Source organism: Luteimonas sp. A478, assembly GCF_054052025.1.
Window position 1 is genome coordinate 406,394 of sequence record NZ_JBSVRF010000001.1, and the last position, 19,868, is coordinate 426,261.

At 66.4% G+C, this 19,868-nt stretch carries 11 protein-coding genes and 1 pseudogene; 5 read left to right on the forward strand and 7 right to left on the reverse strand.

Annotated elements, in window-relative coordinates:
- Window positions 1-97: 97 nt before the first annotated feature.
- From metH to ACW7G3_RS01960, 3 genes and pseudogenes are all read right to left on the reverse strand, one after another.
- The gene (metH, locus tag ACW7G3_RS01950) at window positions 98-2,785 is read right to left on the reverse strand and encodes a methionine synthase (RefSeq protein ID WP_456980810.1); all 2,688 of its coding nucleotides are present in this window, start codon (window positions 2,783-2,785) and stop codon (window positions 98-100) included.
- Complete coding sequence (locus ACW7G3_RS01955; protein ID WP_456980811.1) at window positions 2,782-3,870, reverse strand: homocysteine S-methyltransferase family protein; 1,089 nt, start codon at window positions 3,868-3,870, stop codon at window positions 2,782-2,784. The genes metH and ACW7G3_RS01955 overlap by 4 nt, the downstream gene beginning before the upstream one ends.
- A gap of 5 nt (window positions 3,871-3,875) precedes the next feature.
- Window positions 3,876-4,802, reverse strand: a pseudogene (locus tag ACW7G3_RS01960) (ArsR/SmtB family transcription factor); the annotation flags it as partial.
- A gap of 139 nt (window positions 4,803-4,941) precedes the next feature.
- Between ACW7G3_RS01960 and ACW7G3_RS01965 the strand changes: the two are divergent.
- The 5 genes from ACW7G3_RS01965 to ACW7G3_RS01985 all read left to right on the forward strand — a co-directional run bounded on the left by ACW7G3_RS01965 (window position 4,942) and on the right by ACW7G3_RS01985 (window position 14,740).
- Entirely contained in the window at window positions 4,942-6,090 is a 1,149-nt protein-coding gene (locus tag ACW7G3_RS01965) for an acyl-CoA dehydrogenase family protein (RefSeq protein ID WP_456980812.1), read from the forward strand.
- A gap of 76 nt (window positions 6,091-6,166) precedes the next feature.
- Entirely contained in the window at window positions 6,167-11,083 is a 4,917-nt protein-coding gene (locus ACW7G3_RS01970; protein WP_456980813.1) for an NAD-glutamate dehydrogenase, read from the forward strand.
- 105 nt (window positions 11,084-11,188) lie between these two features.
- Entirely contained in the window at window positions 11,189-11,965 is a 777-nt protein-coding gene (locus ACW7G3_RS01975) for an NAD kinase (RefSeq protein WP_456972004.1), read from the forward strand.
- Window positions 11,966-12,015: 50 nt separating this feature from the next.
- Window positions 12,016-12,924 carry a 5'-nucleotidase gene (locus tag ACW7G3_RS01980; protein ID WP_456980814.1) on the forward strand — a complete coding sequence of 303 codons (909 nt, stop codon included), beginning with the start codon at window positions 12,016-12,018 and terminating at the stop codon, window positions 12,922-12,924.
- Between the two features lie 352 nt (window positions 12,925-13,276).
- Complete coding sequence (locus tag ACW7G3_RS01985; protein WP_456980815.1) at window positions 13,277-14,740, forward strand: flavin-containing monooxygenase; 1,464 nt, start codon at window positions 13,277-13,279, stop codon at window positions 14,738-14,740.
- Between the two features lie 61 nt (window positions 14,741-14,801).
- Here ACW7G3_RS01985 and ACW7G3_RS01990 read toward each other — a convergent pair whose 3' ends face one another.
- From ACW7G3_RS01990 to ACW7G3_RS02005, 4 genes are read right to left on the reverse strand one after another with little or no spacing between them, the layout of a single operon-like run.
- A complete protein-coding gene (locus ACW7G3_RS01990; RefSeq protein WP_456980816.1) occupies window positions 14,802-16,283 on the reverse strand; it encodes an aldehyde dehydrogenase family protein in 1,482 nt (493 codons plus the stop codon).
- A gap of 43 nt (window positions 16,284-16,326) precedes the next feature.
- Complete coding sequence (locus ACW7G3_RS01995; RefSeq protein ID WP_456980817.1) at window positions 16,327-17,013, reverse strand: DUF2461 domain-containing protein; 687 nt, start codon at window positions 17,011-17,013, stop codon at window positions 16,327-16,329.
- A 5-nt stretch (window positions 17,014-17,018) separates the two neighbouring features.
- Complete coding sequence (sbcB, locus tag ACW7G3_RS02000) at window positions 17,019-18,482, reverse strand: exodeoxyribonuclease I (protein ID WP_456980818.1); 1,464 nt, start codon at window positions 18,480-18,482, stop codon at window positions 17,019-17,021.
- Window positions 18,479-19,864 carry an FAD-dependent oxidoreductase gene (locus ACW7G3_RS02005; RefSeq protein WP_456980819.1) on the reverse strand — a complete coding sequence of 462 codons (1,386 nt, stop codon included), beginning with the start codon at window positions 19,862-19,864 and terminating at the stop codon, window positions 18,479-18,481. Before ACW7G3_RS02005 ends, sbcB begins: the two co-directional genes overlap by 4 nt.
- Window positions 19,865-19,868: the final 4 nt, after the last annotated feature.

The following is a 19,868-nucleotide window of genomic DNA, read 5'->3' on the forward strand; positions in this document are numbered from 1 at the left end:
GCGTGGGGCTTCGGCCCCGGCGCGGTCACCGATGCCTCACTGCGTGGCCGGTGTTCACGCGGCTTCGCGCGCATGGCGCGCTCCTACGCTCCGGGGGTTATTCGGGGTCGTAGTCCAGGTTCGAGGCCAGCCAGCGTTCCGCCTGGGCCAGTGCCACGCCCTTGCGGCGGGCGTAATCGGCAACCTGCTCCTTCGACACCCTGCCCACCACGAAATACTGGCTGCGCGGGTGGCTGAAGTAGTAGCCCGACACCGCCGCCGTGGGCAGCATCGCGAAGCTTTCGGTCAGCTCCATGCCGGCGTTGTTTTCGGCGTCGAGCAGGTCGAACAGGGCGCGCTTCTCACTGTGCTCGGGGCAGGCCGGGTAGCCCGGCGCGGGTCGGATGCCGTCGTACTTCTCGGCGATCAGGGCGTCGTTGCCCAGCTCCTCATCGGCGGCATAGCCCCAGAATTCCGTGCGCACACGCTGGTGCAGGCGTTCGGCCAGGGCTTCTGCCAGCCGGTCGGCGAGGGCCTTGAGCAGGATCGCGCTGTAGTCGTCATGATCGGCCTGGAAACGTGCAACGTGCTCGTCAATGCCGATGCCGGCAGTGACCGCGAACGCGCCGATCCAGTCCTGCCGGCCCGAGTCCTTTGGTGCAATGAAATCCGCCAGGCAGAAATCCGGCCGTTCCGCCGGCTTGTCCACCTGCTGGCGCAGGAAGTGCAGCCGCCGGGGCATGCCGTCGCCGGCGTCCAGTTCGACGTCGTCGCCGATGCTGTTGGCCGGCCATATGCCGAACACCGCTTTCGCCCGCAGCCACTTTTCCGCAATGATCCGATCCAGCATGGCGCGGGCGTCTGCGTACAGCTCGGTGGCCTGCGGGCCGACGATTTCATCCTCGAGGATTTTCGGGAACCGGCCCGCCAGCTCCCAGGCCTGGAAGAAGGGCGTCCAGTCGATTACTGGCAGCAGGTCTTCCAGCGGCCAGTCATCAAACGCGGTGACCCCGGTGTCCCTGGGTGCCGGTGGCACGCAGGTATCCCATCCGCCATCGAAACGCTGCCCGCGCGCCTTGGCCAGTGACACCAGCCGCTTGCCGTCGCCGCGGTTACGGTGGCGCTGGCGGATCTCGACATGGTTGGCCTCGTTGGCGGCAACGAACGGCTCGCGCAGCTCTGCGCTGACCAGGGACTGGGCCACGCCCACCGCGCGCGAGGCGTCCTTCACCCAGACGGTCGGCGCGCTGTAGTGCGGCGCGATGCGCAGGGCGGTGTGCGCGCGTGAAGTGGTAGCGCCGCCGATCAGCAGCGGCGTCGTGAAGCCCTGGCGCTTCATTTCCGCCGCTACGTGGCCCATTTCCTCCAGCGAGGGCGTGATCAGGCCCGACAGGCCGATCAGGTCCGCATTGATCTCGCGCGCCTTGTCCAGGATCGCCTGCGCCGGAACCATCACCCCCAGGTCCACGACTTCGAAGTTGTTGCAGGCCAGCACCACGCCGACGATGTTCTTGCCGATATCGTGTACGTCGCCCTTCACCGTCGCCAGCACTACCCGGCCATTGGGCTGGCCGGCGTCGCCGCTCTTTGCCTTTTCGGCCTCGATGTAAGGCAGCAGATGGGCCACCGCCTTCTTCATCACCCGCGCCGATTTCACCACTTGGGGCAGGAACATCTTGCCGGCGCCGAACAGGTCGCCGACCACGTTCATGCCGCTCATCAGCGGGCCTTCGATCACGTCCAGCGGACGGGTCGACTGCTGTCGCGCCTCTTCGGTGTCTTCCACCACGTACTGGTCGATACCGTGCACCAGAGCGTGGCTGAGCCGCTCGGCCACCGGCTTTTCACGCCATGTCAGGTCTTCGACCTTCGACGCGCCCTTGCCGCCGCGGTAGCGCTCGGCGATTTCCAGCAGCCGCTCGGTGGCATCGGACCGGCGGTTGAGCACCACGTCCTCGACGCGCTCGCGCAGCTCCGGATCAAGATCATCGATGATCGGCAGCGCGCCGGCATTGACGATGCCCATGTCCATGCCGGCGGCGATCGCGTGGTAGAGGAACACCGCGTGGATCGCCTGGCGCACGGTCTCGTTGCCGCGGAAGGAGAACGACACGTTGGAGACGCCGCCCGAGACGTGGCAGTGGGGCAGGGTGCGGCGGATCTCACGCGTGGCCTCGATGAAATCGACGGCGTAGTTGTTGTGCTCGTCGATGCCGGTGGCGATGGCGAACACGTTGGGGTCGAAAATGATGTCTTCGGGCGGGAAGCCGACCTTTTCCGTCAGCAGCCGGTAGGCGCGGGTACAGATCTCGACCTTGCGTTCTTTCGTATCGGCCTGGCCCTGTTCGTCGAAGGCCATGACCACCACCGCGGCGCCGTAGCGCAGCACGGTGCGCGCCTGGTGCAGGAACTCCTCTTCGCCTTCTTTCAGCGAGATCGAGTTGACCACGCCCTTGCCCTGCAGGCACTTCAACCCGGCTTCGAGCACCGACCACTTCGACGAGTCCACCATCACCGGGATGCGGGCGATGTCGGGTTCGGCGGCGATCAGGTTCAAGAACCGGGTCATGGCCTTTTCCGAATCGAGCAGGCCTTCATCCATGTTGACGTCGAGGATCTGGGCACCGCTGCTGACCTGCTGGCGTGCGACCTCCACCGCCACGTCAAAACGGTCATCCTTGATCAGCTTCTTGAACCTGGCGCTGCCGGTCACGTTGGTGCGCTCGCCCACGTTGACGAACAGCAGCTCCGGGGTGATGACCAGCGGTTCCAGCCCGGACAGGCGGGTATGGCGGCGAAGCGTCATGCCGCCACCTCCGCCATCTGCGGCACGTTTCGCGGCGGCAGGTCCTTGACCGCCTCGGCGATCGCCTGGATGTGCTCGGGCGTGGTGCCACAGCAGCCGCCAATGATGTTGACCAGGCCCGATGCGGCGAACTCCGCCAGCACGGGGGCCATCTCTTCGGGTGTTTCGTCGTATTCGCCGAACGCATTGGGCAGTCCGGCGTTGGGGTGGGCGGTGACGAAGCAGTCGGCGATGTCGGCCAGGGCCTGTACGTGGGGACGCAGCTCGGCGGCACCCAGGGCGCAGTTCAGGCCAACGGCCAGCGGACGCGCGTGGCGCACGGAGTACCAGAACGCTTCCGCCGTCTGGCCCGACAGGGTGCGTCCCGAGGCATCCGTGATGGTGCCCGACACCATCACCGGCACCCGGGCGCCGAGGACATCGAAGACTTCGGAAATGGCGAACAGCGCCGCCTTGGCGTTGAGGGTGTCGAACACGGTTTCCACCATCAGTATGTCCGCGCCGCCCTGGAGCAGCCCGTTGGCGGCTTCGCGGTACCAGCCAACCAGATCGTCGAAGTACACGGCGCGAAAGCCGGGGTCGGTGACGTCGGGACTGATGGATGCGGTGCGGCTGGTGGGTCCGATGACTCCCACTGCGAAGCGGGGTCGGTCCGGCGTACGTTGCTCAGCCGCGTCACAGGCGGCACGGGCCAGCCTGGCGCCTTCGCAATTGAGTTCGCGGGCCAGGTGCTGCAGGCCGTAGTCGGACTGCGAGACCGCGGTGGAGTTGAAGGTATTGGTTTCAACCAGGTCGGCGCCGGCCTCGAGATAGGCATCGTGGATGGCGCGGATCAGTTCCGGCCGGGTCAGGCACAGCAGGTCGTTGTTGCCCTTCTGGTCGTGGGGCTGCGGGTCAGCGCCGCTTCTGACACCTGGTGATGCATCGATCCCGTCGACGAAGCGCTCGCCGCGATAGGCGGCTTCGTCCAGGCGCTCACGCTGGATCATGGTGCCCATGGCCCCGTCCAGCACGAGGATCCGCTGCCCGAGGGCGTCAATCAGGGCTTGGGCACGCCCGGGGTTCAGCCATGGCAGGGCGGTCATGGTGCGGGCCTGTCGGCAATCAGGGAAATCACTTCGAAATGCGGCGGGCGCTTTTCCCGGGTGACCGTTTCGATGTGCTGCAGTTGCAGGCCGGCCTTGTCCACGAAGCGCCGCAGCTCGCGGGCATTGAAGCCCAGGTTCACATGGCCATAGGAATCCACGATGCTGCGATGCTCATGCTTGGCCAGGCTGGTCAGCAGCAGGCGCCCGCCGGGGCGCAGCACGCGGGCGGCTTCCCGGGTGGCCAGGCCCGGCTGTTCGGAGTAGGTCAGGGCCTGCATCATCACCACCAGGTCGAAGCTGGCGTCTTCCAGTGGCAGGGCGTGCATGTCGCCCTCGCGCACTTCCACGTTGCGGTGGCGGCGCAGGCGCTCGGTGGCGGCATTGACCACGCGGCGGCTGACATCAATACAGACGTAACGGTGGGCGTGCGGGGCCAGCAGTTCCGCCAGCACGCCGTCGCCCGCAGCGATGTCGAGCACGTCGCCAGTCTCGAACAGCGGCAGTACGCTGCGCGCCAGTGCTTCCCAGGTGCGGCCTGGCGAATAGTGGCGTTCCATGTCGCCGGCCACCGAGTCGGCCCAGTTCTGGTCCGCGGCGCGCATTGCCAGCACTTCCGGCAGGCGCTCGGCGTCCTGGCGCAGCAGCGGATCGTCGCTGCCCTTGTGCAGGGTGCGCCAGAGATCGCGCAGGGCCGGATCCAGCGGTTCCTCCTCGAAGCGGTAGTAAGCTGACACTCCGGCACGGCGGTCGCGCACCAGGCCGGCCTCCTTGAGCCGGGCCAGATGGGTGGACACGCGCGGCTGCGCCAGGCGGGTCACGGCCGAGAGTTCGGCTACGGTGAGCTCCTCACGTTCCAGCAGTGCCAGCAGGCGAACCCGCGTTGCATCGGCCAGTACCTTGAGCCGGGCCGACCAGGAATCCAGGTCCACATATATCTCCGCATCGCGATACAGAGATCGATGATGCGTGCGGCGCGTGGTGGCGTCAAGGAGCGGCAGGAATGCTGCCCCGTGCGCCTGCCCCCGCTACAATAGGCGTCTTATCTGTGAACAGCCGGGAGTAGGCCACGTGGAGTTTGGATTCAGCGAAGAGCAGTTGATGATCCAGGACGTCGCCAAGCGCATTGCCGCGGAAAAGATCGCGCCGAGCGCCGCCTCATTTGATGAGTCCGGCGAGTTTCCGCTCGACAACATCCGACTGCTCGGCGAGAACGGCCTGATGGGGATCGAGGTGCCGCCGGAATACGGCGGCGCGGGCATGGATCCGGTGGCCTACGTGCTGGCGATGATCGAGGTAGCCGCCGCCGATGCCGCGCACTCGACCATCATGTCGGTCAACAACTCGCTGTTCTGCAACGGCATCCTGATCCACGGCACCGAAGAGCAGAAACAGAAGTACGTGCGCGCGATTGCCGAGGGCGCCGAGATCGGCGCCTTCGCGCTGACCGAGCCGCAGTCCGGATCCGATGCCACCGCCATGCGCTGCCGCGCGGTGAAGCAGGACGACGGCACCTACGTGATCAACGGCAAGAAGAGCTGGATCACCTCCGGCCCGGTGGCCAAATATTTCGTGCTGTTTGCGGTGACCGATCCGGACCAGGGTGCGCGCGGGATCACCGCGTTCCTGGTGGACGGCGACCGTGCCGGTTTCCACCGCGGCAAGACCGAGCCCAAGCTGGGCATCCGCGCTTCGGCCACCTGCGAGATCGAGTTCCAGGACTATGTGGTGCAGGCGGACGAGGTGCTGGGCGAGGAAGGGCAGGGTTTCAAGATCGCGATGGGTGTGCTGGATGCAGGCCGCATCGGCATTGCATCGCAGGCCATCGGCATCGCACGCGCCGCCTATGAGGCCACGCTGGAGTATGTGAAGGAACGCAAGGCCTTCGGCCAGCCGATCGGCGCGTTCCAGATGACCCAGGCTAAGATCGCCGACATGAAGTGCAAGCTGGATGCCTCGCTGCTGCTCACCCTGCGCGCGGCCTGGCTGAAGGGGCAGGGTCAGCGCTTCACCACCGAAGCCGCGGTCGCCAAGCTCACCGCCTCCGAAGCAGCCATGTGGATCACCCACCAGGCGCTGCAGATACATGGCGGCATGGGCTATTCAAAGGAGATGCCGATCGAGCGCTATTTCCGCGACGCCAAGATCACCGAGATCTACGAAGGCACCAGCGAGATCCAGCGCCTTGTCATTGCGCGGCAGGAGACCGGACTGCGCTGATGCGAAACCGGTTGCCCGTTCCTTCCATTCATGGCCCGCATGCAGATGCGGGCTTTATTGCATCACCGGGCCAGGCATGAGCACATCAATCAGGAAAGCCGCCGCGCGTAGGATTGCTGCCCGGGAGGATGTGCGCCAGCCGGTGCTGGCCGCGATCCGCCGCCTTGCCGGCAAGGCGCGTCAGCAGGATGCGGCGCTGTTTGCCGGTGAGTTCTACCGTCGGCTGACCGAGGATGAGCTGCCGCTGCATACCGTGGACGGCTGGGCGGCGCTGGCCAACGGGTTCCTCGACTTTGCCCGCATGCGCACCGCCGGCACTGCCAGCGTGCGCCTGTTCAATCCGGCCCGGGACACCCACGGCTGGGAGTCACCGCATACGGTGCTGCAGATCGTCAATGACGACATGCCATTCCTGGTTGACTCGGTGACCATGGCGCTGACCGACATGGGGGTGGGCGTGCACGTGCTCGGGCACCCCGTGGTGACGGTCAGGCGCGATGCCGCCGGCAAGCTGCTGGCCGTGGGCGAGGGCGAGCCTGAATCCCTGATCCATATGGAGATCGACCGCCAGTCGGCCCAGGCCGCCAAGGCCATCCACAAGGCAGTAGTCGCCACTCTGCAGGATGTGCGCCACGCGGTGGCGGACTGGGCAGCGATGCGCGAGCGGATGCTGCAGGTGGCCGCTGAGCTGGCTGATGCAGCCCTGCCGGTGTCCGACACCGAGCGCCGCGAAGCGCAGGAGTTCCTGCGCTGGCTGGCCGCCGACCACTTCACCTTCCTCGGCTTCCGCGAGTACCGGGTGCGCGAGCGCGATGGCGAGCAGGTACTGGAAGCGGTCGAAGACAGCGGCATGGGCCTGATGCACGGCAGCGAGCCGGGCGCGCCGCGGCCCCTGCACAGCCTGTCCGCGCATGAGGTGCGCCAGGCAGGACGGGTAGATCCGCTGGTGCTGACCAAGACCAATTCCCGTTCCACCGTGCACCGTCCCGGTTTCATGGACTACGTGGGCGTCATCAGCTTCGATGCCGAAGGCAACGCCATTGGCGAACGGCGCTTCATCGGTCTGTACGCGTCCAGCGCCTACAACCGCCGCCCGTGGGAGATCCCGCTGGTGCGCGAGCGCTTTGAATACGTGATGAGCACTTCAGGACTGCGCGAGACCGGCCACAGCGGCAAGGCGCTCAAGCACATCCTGGAAACGCTGCCGCGCGACGAGCTGTTCCAGTCCACCGGCGAGGAGCTGGCTGCACTGGGCTTGGGCGTGCTGCAGCTGCAGGAGCGGATCCGCAGCCGGCTGTTCATCCGGCGCGACCGCTATGGACACTTTTTTTCGATCCTGGTCTACGTTCCCCGCGACCGGTTCAACACCGTGATGCGGCTCAAGGTAGAGGCGATGCTCAAGCACGAGCTGGGCGCCGACCGGATCGATTCAACCGTGCGCCTGGACGAGTCACCGCTCGCCCAGGTGCATCTCATTGCTCGCCCGCGCCCCGGTGTAAGGGTGCAGGTCGAACCGAAAAGACTGGAATCCAGGCTGGAGGACATAGTGCGTAACTGGCAGGACGATTTGCGTGACCAACTGGTCGCAAAGCACGGCGAAAGTGAGGGGCTGGAACTGGCCACCCGCTTCGGCCGCTCGCTGAGCAACACCTACATCGAGCGGGCCACGCCGGAAGTGGCGGCGACCGACGTCGCCCACCTGGCCTCGCTTGCCTCCCCGGGCGATCTGCGGCCGTGGCTGTACCGCGCGCCCGAGGGCAGCGAAGACGCCGGCACGCTGCGCTTCAAGCTGTTCACCATGGACCGCGACCTGCCGTTGTCGGACGTGCTGCCGATGATGGAGAACATGGGCCTGCGGGTGATCGCGGAGCACCTGCACCGGGTCAAGGTGGAGGAGAGCGCGCTGTTCATCCAGGACTTCACGGTCGAGGCCGCGGGCGAGATCGATTTCGACACCCTCGGCCCGGTGTTCGAGGAAGCGTTCGCACACGTGTGGCGTGGGGAAGCCGAGAACGACGGCTTCAACCGCCTGGTGCTTGGCGCCGGCCTGGACTGGCGCCAGGTCAGCATGCTGCGTGGGTACTGCAAGTACCTGCTGCAGATCGAGACCCCGTTCTCGCAGGCGTACATGGAGGAAACCCTCAACCGCTACCCGCTGTTGGCGCGCCTGCTGGTGGAGCTGTTCGAGGCCCGCTTCACGCCCAAGGGCCGTGGCAGCGACACGGCCAGCCTGCGCGCACAGCTGAAGCTGCTGGCCAAGGGCGATGCGGCTGTTGAAACCGCGCTCGAGCCGGTGCTGGAAGCACGTCGCCGCGCCCGCAACCCGCGTCAGGAAAAGGTGCGCGAGGCGCTGCGCACGCTGCTGGACGGCGTGTCGAGCCTGGACGAGGACCGCATCCTGCGCAGCTTCATGGGCGTGATCGACGCCACCCTGCGCACCAGCTTCTACCAGCGTGACAACGACGGCAACGACAAGGATTACGGGGCGTTCAAGCTGGACTGCGCCAAGGTGCCGGAGCTGCCCAAGCCGCGTCCGTACCGCGAGATCTTCGTCTATGGCCCGCACGTGGAAGGCGTGCACCTGCGCTACGGCACGGTTGCCCGTGGCGGCCTGCGCTGGTCGGACCGGCGCGAAGATTTCCGCACCGAGGTGCTCGGGCTGGTGAAGGCGCAGGCGGTGAAGAACACCGTGATCGTGCCGGTGGGCGCGAAGGGCGGCTTCATCGCCAAGCGCCTGCCCGTGGGCGGCGACCGCGACGCCATCCAGGCCGAGGGCGTTGCCTGCTACAAGCGCTTCATCAGCGGCCTGCTGGATGTCACCGACAACATCGTCGATGGCGAGATCGTGCCGCCAACCGACGTGGTGCGCCACGACGAGGTGGACACCTACATGGTGGTGGCCGCCGACAAGGGCACGGCCACGTTCTCCGATATCGCCAACGGCATTTCCGCCGACTACAACTTCTGGCTGGGTGATGCGTTCGCTTCCGGCGGCTCGGTGGGCTACGACCACAAGGGCATGGGCATCACCGCCAAGGGTGCGTGGGAGTCGGTCAAGCGCCACTTCCGCGCGCTGGGCATCGACTGCCAGAAGCAGGACTTCACCGCCGTCGGCATCGGTGACATGTCCGGCGACGTGTTCGGCAACGGCATGCGCCTGTCCAAGCACATCCGCCTGGTGGGTGCGTTCGACCACCGCCACATCTTCGTGGACCCGGATCCGGATGCGGCCAAGTCGTTCAAGGAACGCGACCGCCTGTTCAAGCTGCCGCGCTCCAGCTGGGATGACTACAACCGCAAGCTGATCAGCAAGGGCGGCGGCGTGTGGCCGCGTTCGGCCAAGTCGATCCCGGTCTCGCCGCAGATGCGCGAGGTGCTGGGCCTGGAAGCCGAGGTGACCGAGCTCAGCCCCAACGACCTGATCAAGGCCGTGCTGCGCGCACCGGTGGACCTGCTGTGGAACGGCGGCATCGGCACCTACGTCAAGGGCGCCGCGGAGTCGCACGCCGATGTGGGCGACCGCGCCAACAACGCGGTGCGCGTTGATGGCGGCGAGCTGCGCGCGCGGATCGTGGGCGAAGGCGGCAACCTCGGTTTCACCCAGCTGGGCCGCATTGATGCTGCGCAGGCCGGGGTGATCCTCAACGCCGACTTCATCGACAACTCCGGCGGCGTGGGCACCTCCGACCGCGAGGTCAACATCAAGATCCTGCTCAACGCACTGGTGCGTGATGGCAAGCTCTCGCTGAAGGCCCGCAACAAGCTGCTGCTGGAGATGACCGGCGAGCTGGAAACCCTGGTGCTGTGGGACAACATCCGCCAGAACCAGGCGCTCAGCCTGATGGAGCGCATGAGCGCGCCGCGACTGGGCTCCAAGCAGCACTTCATCCGCACGCTGGAAGCCCAGGGCCTGCTGGACCGGCAGATCGAGTTCCTGCCGTCCGACGCCGAGCTGTCGGCGCGTAAGGCCCGTGGCCAGGGCATGCCGCGTCCGGAGCTGGCGGTGCTGCTGTCGTACTCCAAGCAGGTGGTCTATGACCAGCTGCTGGATTCGGACATCCCCGAGGACCCGTACCTGTCCAAGGAGCTGCAGCGCTACTTCCCGACTCCGCTGCAGAAGAAGTACGCCGCGGCGATGGAAGACCATCCGCTCAAGCGCGAGATCATCGCCACGGCGATCACCAACGCCACCATCAACCGCATGGGCGCGACCTTCCTGATGCGCATGCAGGAAGACACCGGCCGCAATGCGGCAGAAGTGGCCAAGGCTTATACGATCAGCCGCGAGGTGCTCAATGCGCGCACCCTGTGGAACCAGATCGAGGCCCTGGACGGCAAGGTGCCCGAGGGCGTGCAGATCGACGCCCTGCTGGAGATCTGGAACCTGCAGCGCTCGTTCGTGCGTTGGCTGCTGGAGCGCCCGGGCGAGATGCCTGGCATCACCGACGCGGTGGACCGCTACAGCGCCGGCTTCAACGCCATCCGCAGCGCTGGCGGCGTGCTGCCGGACTCGCAGCGTCCGGGGTATGACGCCCGCCGCGCCGAGTGGCGCGAACGCGGCATGTCCGCGCAGCTGGCCGAGGACCTGGCCGAGCTGCCTTACCTGGAGCCGGTGTTCGACATCATCGAGCTGGCCGCGGCGCGCAAGCAGAAGCCGATCGACGTGGCCAAGGTGCATTTCCGCCTCGGCGAGGCGCTGAAGCTGCCGTGGCTGTTCGAGCAGATCGACGGGCTGGAAGTGCAGGGCCGCTGGCACGCCGTTGCCCGTGGGGTGCTGCGCAACGAGCTGGGCGCGCAGCAGATCCTGCTGACCGGCCAGGCGCTGTCGACATCGGGCCGTGACGCCGATGCCAAGGTGCAGGCGTGGATCAGCCGCGACGATGCTTCGCTGCGTTTCACCCTGGCGATGCTGGATGAAATGTCTTCGCAGAAGACGCTTGATTACCCGACCGCATCGGTCGCGGTGAGCCGGCTGTCACAGCTGGCCAGCTGAGCCGGAAACTGCCACGGGGCGGGCCCTGCCTGCCCCGTGGATCCGGATGATGGACCGCGGGTCGCCTCGACCCGCGGTGCTGGCGGGCTGCGCTATGCTCAGCGCATGAGCACCTCCCAGTCTCCCCGCATTGCATTCCTTGCCGCGCCCACTCCGCAGGCGCAGCAGGCCCTGGAATCCCTGATGGCCGGGCATGAGCAGCATGCCCCCGACGAGGCCGATATCCTCTGCGCGCTCGGCGGCGACGGCTTCATGTTGCAGACGCTGCATCGCCATGGCGCCCTGGGAAAGCCCGTATACGGCATGAAGCTGGGTACGGTCGGTTTCCTGATGAACCAGTTCCATGGGGAAGACCTGCTTCAACGCATCAGCGCGGCCGAGCCGGCAGTCCTGCGGCCGCTGGAAATGATCGTGCAGACCGAGTCGGGCGCGAGTGTCGGATCACTGGCCTACAACGAGGTCTCGCTGCTGCGTCAGACCCGGCAGGCCGCCCATCTGAGCATCGACCTCAACGGCCAGACCCGGCTGGAAGAGCTGATTTGCGACGGCGTTCTGGTGGCCACACCCGCGGGAAGTACCGCCTACAACTTCTCCGCCAGCGGACAGATCCTGCCATTTGATTCGGACGTGATCGCGCTGACGCCCATCGCGCCATTCCGGCCCAGGCGCTGGCGCGGCGCGCTGCTCAAGGCGGAGACCGAGGTGTGCTTCAAGGTGCTGGATCCCTACAAGCGCCCGGTCAGTGCAACCGCTGATTCGCACGAGGTGCGCGATGTGGTGGAAGTGACTATCCGCGAATCGAGAGACCGGGTGGTGACCCTGCTGTTTGATCCCGAGCACAATCTTGAAGAGCGGATCCTGAGCGAACAGTTCATGGTCTGAGCCGGCCCCGCGTCTCGCCTGGTGCGATTGCGATCGCGCATACTCGGGCCATGTCGGACAATTCCATTCCACCGCTGATCGTCGCCATCTCTTCGCGGGCACTGTTTGATCTGGAAGACAGCCACGGGCTGTTCGAGCGCGAAGGGATCGAAGCCTACGCCGACCACCAGCGCATCCATGAGGATGACGTGCTCGAGCCGGGCATTGCGTTCCCGCTGGTGCGCAAGCTGCTGGCGTTGAACGAGGGCGGGGTGGAAGACGCGCCGCGGGTGGAGGTGATCCTGCTGTCCCGCAACTCCGCCGATACCGGCCTGCGCATTTTCAATTCCATCCAGCACCACGCGCTGGCGATCTCGCGGGCGGCATTCACCTCGGGCGAGCCCACCTGGCCGTACACGCGTCCGTTCGGGGCCCAGCTGTTCCTCTCGGCCAACCCGGATTCGGTCCGCGCGGCGCTGGAGAACGGGGTTGCCGCGGCCACCATCCTGCCGGCCAAGGCGCAGCGGCACCGTCACGACCAGCTGCGTATCGCATTCGACGGTGACGCGGTGATCTTCAGCGATGAAGGCGAGCGCGTATCGCAGCTGCAGGGGATCGATGCCTTCCACGAGCATGAGCGCAGCCGCGCCCACGAGCCGCTGTCCGGCGGACCGTTCCGTGGCTTCCTTTCGGCACTGCATGATCTCCAGGCGGCCTACCCGGCGGGGGAGGCGTCCCCGATCCGTACGGCACTGGTGACGGCGCGGTCCGCGCCGGCGCACGAACGGGTGATCCGCACGCTGCGTGACTGGGAAGTCAGGCTGGACGAGGCGCTGTTTCTGGGGGGGCGGGCCAAGGGGCCGTTCCTGGATGCGTTCGGTGCCGATATCTTTTTCGACGACTCGCGGCACAACATCGACTCGGCGCGGCTGCACGTGGCGACCGGGCATGTGCCGCATGGAATTTCCAACCCGAATTGAGCTGTCGGCTGGCCTGCTGGCCGCCGTCGCGGCGTCGGGGCCGCACGTAAATATGCTAGTATTCGGCGTCGTTCGTGCATTTTGCCGTCGTTTTTGCTGCTTTTCAGCGGTTTTGCAGCGCTTCGCATGAAGTGCTTGCGCGCGAACGCTCCACCGGTATCGGTCGTCTCGGAGCAGCGCTCCGTCCCGAAGGGACTGTTTTCCCTCACTGCCTGATCGGTGCGGCCCGCTGCAGCCGGGGATTTCGCTTTTGCCGCCGGATGTCGCCCGATGCCTGGCGGTTCCCTGCGCGCCTTGTTCGCGCTGGATCCCGCCCCTTGTGGCGGCTCACGACATGGAGAGACACAACACAATGACCCAGCGAATCGCCGTTCTCGGCGCCGGCCCCAGCGGCCTGGCCCAGCTTCGCGCTTTTGATGCCGCCCGCCGCGCGGGCGCCGACGTTCCAGAAATCGTCTGCTTCGAAAAGCAGTCCGATCTGGGCGGCATGTGGAACTACACCTGGCGCACCGGCCTGGACCAACACGGCGAGCCGGTGCACGCCAGCATGTACCGCTACCTGTGGTCGAACGGCCCCAAGGAGTGCCTGGAGTTCGCCGACTACAGCTTCGAGGAGCACTTCGGCCGTCCAATTGCCTCCTATCCGCCGCGCCCGGTGCTGCGCGACTACATCATGGGGCGGATCGAACGCAGCAACCTGCGCGACCAGATCCGCTTCAACACCGCGGTGCACTCGGTGGAGTACAGCGAGGAGACCGGAAAATTCACCGTCACCGTGCGCGAGCTCGAGCACGATCGCATGGTGAGTGAAGAATTCGACTACGTGGTGGTGGCCACCGGCCACTTCTCCACGCCCAACGCGCCGTCGTTTGAAGGCCTGTCCAGTTTCCCGGGCCGGGTCCTGCACGCGCACGATTTCCGCGACGCGTGCGAGTTCACCGACAAGGATCTGCTGCTGGTCGGCAGCAGCTATTCGGCCGAGGATATCGGCACCCAGTGCTACAAGTACGGTGCCAAATCGGTGACCTTCAGCTACCGCAGCGCGCCGATGGGCTACGACTGGCCGGAAGCCTTCAGCGAGCGCCCGCTGCTGACAAGGGTGGAGGACAATACCGCGCACTTCGTGGACGGCAGCAGCCAGGATGTGGACGCGATCATCCTGTGCACCGGCTACCAGCACCACTTCCCGTTCCTGCCGGATGAGCTGACCCTGCGTACCAGCAACCGCCTGTACCCGCAGGGGCTGTACCAGGGCGTGTTCTGGGTCGACAACCCCAAGCTGATCTACCTGGGCATGCAGGACCAGTACTACACCTTCAACATGTTCGACGCGCAGGCCTGGGTGGCGCGCGATGTGATCCTGGGCCGGACCAGGCTGCCTGATACCGAAACCATGCGTGCCGACAGCGAAGCCTGGTTCGCCCGCGAGAACGCCTGTGCCAGCGTTGATGACGACATCGACTTCCAGGCCGCCTACGTGCGTGACCTCGTTGACCGCAGCGACTACCCGGACTTCGATATCGAGCGCGTTGCCGGGATGTTCAAGGAATGGCAGCACGACAAGCGCGACGGGATCCTCGACTATCGCAAAAAGAGCTACCGCTCCGCCATCACCGGCACCCTGGCCCCGCCGCACCATACGCCTTGGATGGAGGCGATGGATGACTCGCTGGAGGCGTTTCTGCACGAGTCGCGCGAACTGGAGGACCAGCCCGTCGTTCCGGTGGCCCGCGTGCCGGATTTCGCGCTGGGGCTTCGTGCTGCCGACGCGGCCGCGGCGCTGCAAGCTGGTGCGCAGGAGCGCCGGCGCGCCTGATCAGATGATCATCTGATCAAGGACCAACGGGCGGCCATGGCCGCCCGTTGGTCGACTGGTCTCAGAAGGGATATGGCCGTGGACCGGTCTGCACCGTGATCCACTGGTCGGTGGTGAACTCGTCGATCGCCCAGTCACCGTTGAAGCGGCCCAGGCCGGAGTTCTTCTCGCCTCCGAACGGCGCGTTGGCGTCGTCATTGACGGGCATGTCGTTCACATGGGTCATGCCGGCGCGGACGCGGCGGGCGAACTCGAGTCCGCGCGCCACGTCGCCAGTGAAGACGGCGCTGGACAGCCCGTACTCACTGTCGTTGGCCAGCTCCAGCGCGTGCTCCGCATCGCGCGCGGACTGGATGCCCACCAGCGGGCCGAAGATCTCCTCGCGGGCGATCTCCATGTCGGCGGTGACGTCACCAAATACGTGTGGCGGCATCACATTGCCGTCGGGCTCGCCGCCCACCAGCAGCTTCGCGCCTTCCTTCTTCGCCCTGGCCACCTTGGCTCGCAGGCTGTCCAGCTGCTTGGCATTGATTACCGGGCCGATCACTGTCTCAGGCTTGGCTGGATCCCCCACCGGCAGCGCCTTGACCCGCTCGATGAAGCGGCTGGTGAACTCCTCCAGCATCGGCTCCTCGACGATGATCCGGTTGATCGCCATGCAGATCTGTCCCTGGTGCAGGAACTTGCCGACCACGGCTGCATCCACCGCGGCCTCCCCATCGGCATCCGCCAGCACTACAAACGGGCTGTTGCCGCCCAGTTCGAGGGCGACGCGCTTGAGATGCTCGCCGCCACTGGCGATGCGGCCGATGCCGCGGCCAACCTCGGTAGAGCCGGTGAAGGAAATGAATGACGGCACCGGGTGCTCGACAAAGGCATCGCCAATCTCCGAACCCGCGCCCACCACCACGCTCAGCAGGCCAGTTGGCAGGCCCGCCTCTTCGAAGATCCGCGCCAGCAGCAGCCCGCCGGTCACCGGCGTGTCGCTGGCCGGCTTGACCACCACCGCGTTGCCCAGCGCCAGCGCCGGCGCGACCGAGCGGATGCTCAGGTGCAGGGGGAAGTTCCAGGGGCTGATCACGCCCACCACGCCCTGCGGCTTCCGGTACACCAGACTCTGCTTGCCCGGCACATCGGAGGGAAGCACACGGCCATGGCTGCGGCCGGGCATGCTGGCCGCCTCCAGGGTGATTGCGCGGGCGGAACCCCATTCGATCGCGGCCTTGATCCGGGTGCTGCCGGACTCGCGAACCAGCCAGTCGATGATTTCGTCCTTGCGCGCATCGAAGATCGCCACCGCACGATGCATCACCGCAGCGCGCGCGCCTGGGCCCATTGCAGCCCAATCGGGCTGCGCCTTCGCTGCGCCGAGGTATGCCGCATCCAGGTCCTCGTGGTTGGCCATTGCGATCTCCAGCAGCTGATCGCCGCTGAAGGGGTTGATCACCTCGAGCCGGCGGTTGGCGCGACCTTCGCGCCATGTACCGCCAAGCGGCTGCAGAGCCAGGTTCCGGTAGGCGGTTTTGGCAGTTTTCTCACTCATTGCAATGCACCTCGTGTCAGGCAGTGGCTGCGCATTCGCCCTTTCAGAACTCCAGGTCCAGCGCGGCGCAGAGGTAGTCCATGAACAGCGCTGTGGCCTTCAGATCGCGGACCAGCGTCTGGCGCAGGCGCGGGCCGGTGATCAGGTCCTTGTCCAAGCTGCGCATGAAGACGAAGTTGCGGTGGCGCAGGTCGTCGATGAAGGGGAAATCTTCCGGAAACCCGCGTGGGCGGCGGACCAGCATGTCGGATTCCGACATGCGGTAACGGCGGCGGAAGGCTGGGGCGTGCGCAGCGGATTTCCAGCCGGCGGGATTGTCGACGATGAACTGGCGGATCTGGCGCAGCACTGGTGATTCGGGATTCCAGATGCCCGCGGCAAAGAAACTGTCGCCGGGGCGCAGCTGCAGATACCAGGCCGGCGCCGCGGTCTCGCGGTAGCGCTCGTGATAAAGGCGCGCACTCTGCCAGTTCTTGTAGGGCGCCTTGTTGTTGGAGAAACGGGTGTCGCGATGGATCCGGAACAGCGAGCCGTTCATCTTCTTTGGGTCGGCGCGATAGTGCAGGCTCACCGTGGCCAGGTCGGGCTGCAGATCGGTGAGCAGGCGCTGGAACGGTTCGCGCAGGTGGGTCTCGTAATCGGCCTTGTGAGCGTGGAACCATTCGCGCTCGTTGTTGCGCTCCAGCGCGCGCAGGAAGCGGAAGGCCTTGTCGGTGAAATAGGTGGTCATCGATATCAGCGGGCAGGGACGGGGAGAGCGAGGTCGTCCTGCAGCTCCCGGCCCCAGGCTTCGAGACGGTCGAGCAGAGCGATCCGGGCACCGTCGGCGGCATGAACGCCGCGCAGCGTTTCAAGCTCGAGGAAAAAGCCCGACAGGGAAACCTCCGACAGCCCACTCTCGGTCGCAAGGCGGCGGCGACGGAACGCGTCCCACTGTTCACGCTCGGCCGCGTCGAGCTTGTCCGGCCAGTTGCGTGCGCGGTAGCGGAACAGCAGCTCGGCCAGCCGCGGATCCTCGAAGCCGAAATCACGCGCTCCCAGCGCGTCGGGCGGGGTTGCCCGCACCTCGATCATGCGCCGGCGATCGCCATCGGGCAGGAACCCGTCATAGAGCGATGCGTCGGCATCGCCAGGCTCGCGTGCGCCGCGCCTGGCGAATACCAGGCGGATCTTTTCCGCCAGTTCGGGGCCGGCCGCCCGCAGCCGGGCCGCCCGTGCCAGCACCGTGGCCGGCTCGATCGCCAGCCGCTCCAGGTCCGCCGGGCGCAGGTGGTTCCAGGCCACCAGCGCCGGGCAGCGGTTGGCCTGGACTTCCTTGAGCGGGATCCGGGTGACGCCTTCCGGCAGGTCGCGGGAGGAAACAAACACCCGGTCTGCGATCTCATCCGGATCCAGCGCCAGCAGCGCTTCCGGATCGCCGTCAAGGTCGAACACGATCACCCTGCTGTCGATCTGCGGATGGCGCGCCAGCGGCAGCACGGGGGCGGTACACAGGCGCGTGGCCGGATAGCGCTGCGATACGTGCAGCACCGGATCGGCCGCGGTGATGTCCAGCAGGCCGCCGGCGAAGCGCTTGTCGCGCAGGCGCAGGGCGTAGTCCCACAGCCGCGGCTGGGCACGTCGGAACGCGCGGGCCATGCCGATCAGCGCACGCACGTCCGACAGGGCCTCGTGCGCGTCACCCTCGCGTACACCGTTGGCTTCGGCCAGGTGCTCCAGCTTGAACGAGGTGCCCTTGCCATCCTCCCGCTGCGGCCAGTGCACGCCGTCGGGACGCAGCGCGTGCGCGAGGCGCATCACGTCCAGCAGGTCCCAGCGGCTGTTGCCGCCGCGCCATTCCCGCTCATAAGGATCAAAGAAATTGCGGAACAGGCCGTGGCGCACGAACTCGTCGTCAAAGCGCAGCGAGTTGTAGCCAACGGTGCACGTGCCGGGCCGCGACATCTCTTCCTGGATGCGGGCGAATGCTTCCGCTTCGCTGACGCCATCGCGTTGCGCTTGCCAGGGGTCGATCCCGGTCACCATGCAGGCACCCGGGGAGGGCAGCAGGTCGTCGGCGGGACGGACGAAGAAATCGATGGGCTCATCGACCGGCTGCAGGTCCAGATCGGTCCGGATGGCGGCGAACTGGGCGATCCGGGTCAGGCGCGGGTCGCGGCCCCAGGTTTCCAGGTCGTAGAAAAGAAAGCTGCCGCTCACTTCCCCGCGCCTGCCTTTTGTTCGTCGCTCAGCGGCATCAGCTGCGCCTTGATTGTCTCGTCCAGCGCTTCCCAATCCACGGTGTCCAGCGACTCCAGTCCCGCGGTTGCCTGCAGCAGGATCTCCTGCTGGATGCCGTTGCGCTCCAGCGCCAGCGCGTAGGGAATGCGCATGAAGGTAACCATGGCGTAACGCGGCACGAAGCGGTCAGGGTGGCGCTGCTGCAGCTTCAATTCCAGTTGGCGCTGGAGCAGATAGTCGGCGTCGTCCACCCGGTCGCGCATCTCCCGGTAGTTGTCCAGGGCCATCTGCTGGATGGCCTCGGCGTTGGGGCGGCGTTCGTTCTCGTAGGCGGTGAAGGCGGCGGCCATGTCCGGCCCCGCGTCGATATGGCGGGCCAGCGACACGCAGTCCTCCAGCGCGCAGTTCATGCCCTGGCCGTGGAAAGGCACCATCGCGTGGGCGGCGTCGCCCACCAGCACCGCGCGTCCGTACAGCCGCCAGCGATCCAGGTACAGGGTGCCCAGCGGGCTGACCGGGTTGTGCTGCCAGTCGTGCTCAAGGCCGGGCAGCAGCGGCAGCAGGTCGGGAAAGTCGCGCTGGAACAGCTCGCGCGCCTGCTGCACCGAGCGCACGGTGTCGAAGCCGGGCTCGCCCTCGTTGGACATGAACAGCGTGACGGTGAAGTTGCCATTGTCATTGGGCAGGGCGATGCACATGTAATCGTCGCGCGGCCAGATATGCAGGGCGTTGGGTTCAATCCGGAACTGGCCGTCCTCGCCGGACGGGATCTCCAGCTCGCGATAGGAATGGCCCAGCGATTCGAAGCGTTCGCCCAGCTTGGTTTCCCGCTGCATCTGCGCGCGCACCGCCGAGCCGGCACCGTCGGCACCCACGATCACGCCGAAGTCGACGGCGCTGGCCTTGCCTTCGTTGGAATCGTCGATAAAGCGGGCCCGGCCGGCTTCGAAATCCAGTGATTCCAGGCGCCGGTTGAAGTGCACCTTGGCACCGGCGGCCTCGGCATGGTCGAGCAGGGTGATGTTGAGGTTGCCGCGGTGCACCGACCAGATCACTTCCGAGTCATCGCGCCCGTAGCGCTGCAGCTGCTGGCTGCCATCGGCGAAATGCACCATGCGCCCGCGCATCATCACCGTGCGCGCCATGACCTCGTCTTCCGCGCCAGCCTGCTGCAGCGCATGGCGGCCGCGCTCGGCCAGGGCCATGTTGATCGAACGGCCGCCTTCGTAGCCCTGCATCCGCGGGTCGCCACGCCGCTCGTAGATGTCCACCTTGTGGCCGCGCCGGGCCAGCAGGGCACCGAGCACGGCGCCGGCCAAGCCGGCTCCGACGATGGTGATGTGTTGATCGTTGTCGGTCATGTAT